This window comes from uncultured Mucilaginibacter sp. (assembly GCF_903913935.1).
Classification (GTDB): Bacteria; Bacteroidota; Bacteroidia; order Sphingobacteriales; family Sphingobacteriaceae; genus Mucilaginibacter.
On the sequence record NZ_CAIWNH010000357.1, the window covers coordinates 1 to 4,772 of the forward strand.

Sequence of the window (4,772 nt, forward strand, 5' to 3'; positions counted from 1 at the left end):
AAAAAAGAAAATTTTATAATTTTATGTTTTTAAATTAAACCATTAGCATGGTATTTGTCTAATAGTTAATTTGAAAACTTATCAATAAGGTTTCGTACTTAAAATTGAAAAAAGCAGTTAATAATATTTTAAATAAAGCGATGAAGAGGATCTATAAACATGCGGGCGGTTTATTTTTAAGCGGCTTGCTTTCAGTGTTGATGATTTCAACAGCGAGTGCCCAGCGTGGTGCCCGTTCAAGTGGTGGAGGTGGCGCCAGCGCACATTTTGGAGGCGGTGGAATAGGCTTTCATAATAGTGTAGGCGTGCGGTCAGGTAATACCGGCCAGGTTGCAGCGAATTTTCATAGTACAGTTGCCTACAGGGCCGGCCGCGGCTATTTTGGTGGTATAGGCTACCATGGCGGTGCCTTTTACAGGCCTGGCTTTGGGTATTACGGCTATCCGCATCTTGGTTTTTACTGTGGCATACTGCCCTATGGCTATTACCCATTTTATTGGGGTGCAGGCTTATATTATTATTACGATGGTATTTTTTATACCCCATATGATAACGGCGGTTACCAGGTAACCGCTCCGCCAATTGGCGCGGGCGTCCCAAATCTTCCACGTAATGCGAACCCGATCAAAATAGACGGCGTTCAGTATTACGAATCAGATGGCGTTTATTACAAAGAAAGTGCTGACGATAAAGGCAAAAAAATTTACGTGGTAGCAGGCCGTGATGGCGTTTTAAATACCGGTGATAATGTTACCGACCCGAATGCAACAGTTGCTGCCCCAAAAATTGGTGATATGGTTAACCAGTTGCCGGATGATTGCCGCAAGGTTAATTTAAACGGCAAAAAATACTTTGTATCTCCGGATGGCATCTATTATGAGAGAGTTACCGACCCAAGCGGAAATGTTGCTTATCGCATAGCCAGCCTGCCTTCAGATGATGACAAGGGCATTTAATTTAAGCCGGGAGAAAAAATTTATAAGCCTGTTGGATTATCGACAGGCTTTTTTGCTTACTTTCATGCCGCCAATTTATTTGTATATCAGTTTCTGCATGAAAAGATTAAAATTAGTAATGATACTGTTGGGTTTAGCAACGGTAACAGCAAACGCTCAATTTACAAAAGCTGAATTACAGGTTAGCGGGTTAAACTGTGCCCTGTGTGCAAAAACTACAGAAAATTCGTTGAGGGCGCTGCCATTTATCCAGGATGTTAAGCCCGACCTGATGCATAATATCTACGTAATTACTTTTAAAAGTGATAAGCCCGTAAATTTCGACCAGATCAGCAATATCGTTCACGAAGAAAACTTTTTTATCAGCTTTTTAAAAGCCACCTTTAATTTTGATAATGTAAAGGTTACCAATAATTACTTTAGCTCGCATGGCGCTAATTATAAATTAGTGAACGCGGATAAACCGCTAAGCGGCGAGGTGGCTTTTATCCTGGTAGATAAAGGTTTTGCCCCGAGGTCAGTCACCAAAAAATATAGCGGACTAACTGTTAATGATGACCCTGCAAAAACAGGCCGCATATATCATGTAGCTATATAAACACCCCGGAAATTAAAAGGTTTTTATCGTTTCCGTAACATGCGCAAGGTGATGTTTGCTATGCCAGGCGTATAGTGCCAGCGCCTTTTTAAGTTGCAGCGTATTGCCCGATTCGGGGTTAACAAAAGTACGGTTCCATTCATCTTCCGAAAAACTCTCCAGCAAAGCGGCCCAGCGCTGGTGGATGCCTTCAATTATTTTTAACGAGGGTTCAACAGGCATGCGATAATCTGGCAATAAGGCCCAATCGGCTTCCTCATAAGGTTTTATGGTGGTGCTTTCTTCGGTAAGTGCCCATTTAAAACGCATTAAGCTGTTCATATGGCTGTCGGCAACATGATGCACCACCTGCCTCAAGGTCCAGCCTCCCAAACGGTAGGGAGTATCGAGTTGTTTTTCATTCAAGGCGATAATGGCATGGCGCAACCTGCCCGGAAATTCTTTAATAATGGTGATCCAGGTGCGGATGTCATCCTGTGTATACGATACCGGGGCCTTGAATTTCCCGATAGGGTATTTTTGTTGTTCGTCGGTCATTGGTGTAAAAAAAAAATTAAATTAAGTATAATTTTAATTCGCAGCAAGGTTTTGCCCTAATTTAGCGTTTGTATGAGATTATTTGATACCCCGATGATAAAAAAGCTTGTTGTACTATTACTTCTTTTCTGGTGTTCTTCGCTGTACGCGCAAACAATCAGAACTGATGTACTGGTAATCGGAGGTAGCCCGAGCGGGGTGGCAGCGGCGATACAAAGCGCAAGGAGTAAGGTAAAAACGATATTAATAGAGCAGGCTACTTTATCTGGCCAAGATTCCGGCTATCTTAAATCAGGGTTTGTTACTGTTAGTCCGGGTGGCGTGGGCACCTTAGAAAATGGTCGGAATTTATACTCCGGAATTTGGGATGAATTCCGCAAAAGATTCCGCAAATATCATAAAGATGAAAAGAATTCTGACACACCATCCAATTCGCCACTAAATTATGATTCGTGGTCGGGCCCTGAGATTTTACAAAAAATGGCTGATACAGTAAAAAACTTGACTATGTATCGGAATGTCACATTTAGCGCTTTAAAAAGAACTAACTATTTATGGAATATAAGCATTATCAAGGAAGGGAAGATTAGAGTAATAAGCGCTAGGGTAGTTATTGATGCAACGAGCGGAAGTGTTGTAGCATTATCTATAGGTGCAATTTGTCAACGGTTAGATAGTGTTTTGAATAAAGCCGACTCAAAATTGTACCGAACCTCTATCGCAATGGGAGATGGATTGCCATGGGAGCGTTATAATGACATTACTGCTCCGGCTGATAATTACCCACCTTTTACTACCTTTTGTGTACCGATGAAAGCAGTTATTGCCAAAGGCGCGGATAATTTGCTGGTTACAGAAGCACTATTCTCCCCTCCTGAAAGTTCACACAGCTTACCGCGTCAATTATCTATTGGCCAGGGCGTTGGCGCGGTAGCTGCTTACTGCGCATTTTTTAAAAAGACCACTAAAAACCTAAATATTCGCCTAATACAAATCGAAATAATGAATTATAAAGGGTATCTTATGCCAATTAGTGACATTACACCTAAAGACGCTGATTGGAGAGATGTACAACAAATTTGTGCGACAGGACTGATAAAAGGTGTTTTGAATTTTACGCCAAACGACCCGGATACGTCTCCTAATGGCGAGGAATTTATATTTAAACCTGATTCTATCGTTACCACCGCCGAAATAAAGCCCGTTTTAACCGAAATTTATTCCCGCGCTTTTTTATGGTTCGAAAAGGAGAAGCTCGGTGAGAAATTTACCGTTGGCAATACTTTATCACTCATCAGTGATTATACTTTAACAGATCCGTTAGTTTTACATGCCCGTATAAAAATCGATTGGAAAACCCGCTATCAATTCAAGAATGATTTTGATATGAACCGTCCCATTACCCGCAGGGAGTTTGCTGTATTGATCAACCGGTATTTAAACCCTTTTGCCCGGACTGTAGATCTGAATGGTAACCTGGTGAATTAGGAGCGCATTTCAGTTATGCACCATCGGGTTAAACGCAAGCGAATCGGCAGCTTTTGCCTGATTTTCGAATACAACCTGCAGGTTCAGGGTTTTAGCCTCCAACGGTGCTGAAGGCATCCTAGCACATTGTAGTGCGGTGAAAAGCGGTGCCGGGTCAAAATCAAAATTCACTGTGCGTTTTTGTTTGTCTATCGCCGTATGGATGGCGGCCAGTTCGTATTCCAGGATCTTATCCAGGTAGGGGACAATAATTTTATTTGATGTTATATACGCCGAAAATTGTTCGGCAGCTACAACCGGTAGCAGCTCCGGGGCAGCCAGGTCAAAAAAATCATTTACATAACTATTAAATACGGCTTCACCAACCGAAAGGCGGAGTAAACGGGTAGAGAATTTTAAGGTAGAAATTAATACAGAGCCCCTGAAATTAAACACCATATCTTTGATGATCGCGATGCCTTTGTCGTGCAGCAATTCCTTTGAAAGATCATTGTCAACCGGTTTCCCCAATACCATTTTGCCAAGGGTATTTTCCCATTCGGCAACGGTGATATTTGCTTCAGTGCCTGTTTCGGGGCAAACAGCAGGTTTTGTTTTGTGCTTTTTCTGGTAATAGCCCCTTTTATCCCAGATTTGCCGCATCGTGTTTAGCTGGTTCGTCGTAACAGACTGAGGCACTTTGGTGAATGATTCCGGGTCAATCTCGAACATCAGGGCCTTAAGGTTGGGCAATTTGCCAACCACTTCTTCAAGAATGCTGAACAACTCCGCGTCCGAAGGTCCGCTATGGGCATCCAGGTAAAAGTCTTTATAATAAATACCGCCGCCAACATGCAGTTCAATCACCCTTTCATAGGGAAGGCATTTTAAAAATTCGCGGACACTTTGACGCCCGTTTCGCTGATTTACGAGGATATTGTGCAGGTCGAGTAAAATGTGGCAGTCGGCCTCCTCCGCCACTTTCCTAACAAACAATCCATCAGGGATCTCATCTTTGCGTGGTTTAAGGTAATTTGCACCGGTTTCAAACGCAAAAGGAAGGCCCATTTCATCACGGTAGTGCCTTATATTGGCCGCCGCAATTTTTACGCCTTCGATGGTTTGCAGGGGAGGGAGCAGGAACCCGGAATTTATTTCGCGCCCTGCATCATTAAACAAATTGAAACTCAAATGCTCGCTGATCCATTGCGGCT

The 4,772-nt window shown here is 42.6% G+C and carries 5 protein-coding genes; 3 read left to right on the forward strand and 2 right to left on the reverse strand.

What is annotated here, in order from left to right:
* The first annotated feature begins 140 nt into the window (after positions 1–140).
* Both QZY09_RS14230 and QZY09_RS14235 read left to right on the forward strand, forming a co-directional pair.
* Positions 141–956 carry a DUF6515 family protein gene (locus tag QZY09_RS14230; RefSeq protein WP_295673413.1) on the forward strand — a complete coding sequence of 272 codons (816 nt, stop codon included), beginning with the start codon at positions 141–143 and terminating at the stop codon, positions 954–956.
* Between the two features lie 97 nt (positions 957–1,053).
* Entirely contained in the window at positions 1,054–1,554 is a 501-nt protein-coding gene (locus tag QZY09_RS14235; protein WP_295673414.1) for a heavy-metal-associated domain-containing protein, read from the forward strand.
* 12 nt (positions 1,555–1,566) lie between these two features.
* On the opposite strand, the gene QZY09_RS14240 is transcribed toward QZY09_RS14235, so the two are convergent.
* Complete coding sequence (locus QZY09_RS14240) at positions 1,567–2,091, reverse strand: YfiT family bacillithiol transferase (RefSeq protein WP_295673415.1); 525 nt, start codon at positions 2,089–2,091, stop codon at positions 1,567–1,569.
* Positions 2,092–2,184: 93 nt separating this feature from the next.
* Here QZY09_RS14240 and QZY09_RS14245 point away from each other — a divergent pair, with 93 nt between their 5' ends.
* Entirely contained in the window at positions 2,185–3,579 is a 1,395-nt protein-coding gene (locus QZY09_RS14245; RefSeq protein ID WP_295673416.1) for an FAD-dependent oxidoreductase, read from the forward strand.
* Positions 3,580–3,588: 9 nt separating this feature from the next.
* On the opposite strand, the gene QZY09_RS14250 is transcribed toward QZY09_RS14245, so the two are convergent.
* The coding region (locus tag QZY09_RS14250; protein ID WP_295673417.1) for a DUF692 family multinuclear iron-containing protein at positions 3,589–4,772 on the reverse strand (1,184 nt) is incomplete at its 5' end.